We start from the raw sequence: 1,885 nt of genomic DNA, 5'->3' as shown, positions 1-1,885 counted from the left end.
TGGGCCGCATGCCTGCGGTAACCGGACGGGGCGATCTGCAAGATGCGACAGATCGGCTCGACCCCTAGACGGTCACGGTATTGATCGACAAATGCCCTCAGAACTTGGTGCGGCGGTCGAGCTCCGCCTGGGCAAAATACGCGCTGGCCAGATGCAGGATCTCGTTGGCTTTACGCAGCTCGCGGTTCTCGCGTTCCAGAGCCTTGATGCGCTCGCGCTCCTCGCTGGTCAGACCGGGGCGCTGCCCTACGTCGGTCTGATGGCGACGAATCCAGCCATGCAGGGTTTGCGCTACACAGCCAATCTTCGGGGGCAATGGCCTCAATGGCCGCCCACTCGGACGGGTAATCGTTCAGGTGCTCCAGAACCATTCGCACAGCACGTTCACGGACTTCAGGGGAGTAGATCGTCGTCTTTTTCATGGTCTCATCTTCTCAAGAGTTGAGGCCTCCACGAAACCCGGTGCGATTCAAATCGATCGTGAACAGTGGCCAGAGAGCTCAAGTCGCCTATGTGTGGGAATCTCTGAAAAAGGTTTACCCTGAGATAGGTGATGACCTTCTGGAGGAGCTTGTGAACATTGCTTTAGCGCGAAACAACATTGCCCATGTCGGTAGTGTAGAGCTGAAACCTAACATGGTGCCGGTTTGTAAAGCTGTGGCCGGAGTGCTATTGCGCAAGTTCCTCGAGCTGAAAACTGCTGCCGACAGGCTCTAAGCTATCCGATTTTCGAGCTGCCTACTGTTCGCGTCTCATCGCGCCGTTGCTGCCTTGGTCTCACGGCGACGGTGCCTGCTTGAAACTAGCGTCATGGGCGGTTAAGGACAACGCAACTAGATCGAAAACGGCTATTGGTTGTACTCATCAATCGGCCGCATGAGTGGAACAATAGCTCGGCAAGGTGCGACATCCGGAGCCCTGTCAGTGGCTGTTGATGATATAAGCGTAGCAGCGGGCTTCAGACTCTCTGGCGCTGGATGGCATGAGATCGAGCCGTCCCCCCATCGATGTTGGTTGGTATACCGAATTATAGTAGTCAGGATATATCCGGTATAGAATCAATTGATTTAGAGGCGCTGCGAAGATAGAAGCCGCGCCCAGCCCTGTCGTACGGACATCGGATCGCCGCCCACGAGCCGCTTCGCCGTGGAATGGCGAAAGTCAGGGCGGAAATCATCCATTGTTTCGTCTTTAAGTTTTTAGATCTGCTGGAAACAGCGTATTTCCAGCCTTGGCAAAGGAACCAGTCGTGCTGCTTGAAATTGGCTCAGTTGCATCTATTTCCGTCCAGTTGCATTAATTTCCAAATGTCACAGCCGCCGCCGACCAATGCAGGGCCAGAGGCCGAGTGATGAGGTTGCCGAAAAGGGCGCTGGGGCCAGCTGGTCAACGGTGCGTGACTGGCGACCGACTGAATCGCTGCGACTTCCAGCGCTTCACGCTCATTCAGCGGCGGCAAAAGCCCTGGAAGCCGACTGGCGAGCAGCGTCTTGCCGGTACCGGGTGGCCCGCTGAACAGCAGGTTATGCGCGCCCGCTGCCGCGACCAGCAAAGCGCGCTTGGCAGCAGGCTGGCCCTGAACTTCACTCAGGTCCGGGTAAGGCTGGGTTTGCAAGATCAGGCCGTTGGATTTGTAGGGGGCGATGGTGGTGTGGCCGTTGAGGTGGGATACCAGCTCAAGCAGGTGACTGACCGCGATCACCTTCAATCCGGAAGCCAGGCAGGCTTCTTCAGCGTTTACCGCAGGGACAATCAACGTATGCCCTGCTTCACGCGCTGCCAGTGCGGCAGGCAACACACCCTGTTAGGTTTTGTACGAAAAGTCGGTGCGGGTAGATTGCCGCCATGATTGGCTGGAGGCCCGCATGGCAAAGCGTTACGAACT

The 1,885-nt window shown here is 56.8% G+C and carries 1 protein-coding gene, 2 pseudogenes and 1 other annotated feature; of the genes and pseudogenes, 1 reads left to right on the top strand and 2 read right to left on the bottom strand.

Annotated features, from left to right (window positions below; all coding sequences use genetic code 11):
* Positions 1 to 422, bottom strand: a pseudogene (locus tag CE491_RS00185) (transposase); the annotation flags it as partial.
* Positions 27 to 143: a sequence feature (AL1L pseudoknot), on the bottom strand. Its footprint overlaps the pseudogene before it by 117 nt.
* 40 nt (positions 423 to 462) lie before the next feature.
* On the opposite strand from CE491_RS00185, the gene CE491_RS00180 reads away from it, so the two are divergent.
* The gene (locus tag CE491_RS00180) at positions 463 to 717 is read left to right on the top strand and encodes a hypothetical protein (protein ID WP_110946381.1); all 255 of its coding nucleotides are present in this window, start codon (positions 463 to 465) and stop codon (positions 715 to 717) included.
* Positions 718 to 1,315: 598 nt separating this feature from the next.
* Here CE491_RS00180 and CE491_RS00175 read toward each other — a convergent pair.
* A pseudogene (locus CE491_RS00175) lies at positions 1,316 to 1,804 on the bottom strand (ATP-binding protein); the annotation flags it as partial.
* Positions 1,805 to 1,885 lie beyond the last annotated feature (81 nt).

The organism is Pseudomonas bohemica, from assembly GCF_002934685.1.
GTDB lineage: Bacteria > Pseudomonadota > Gammaproteobacteria > Pseudomonadales > Pseudomonadaceae > Aquipseudomonas > Aquipseudomonas bohemica.
This window is presented reverse-complemented; position numbering and strand designations above follow the sequence as displayed.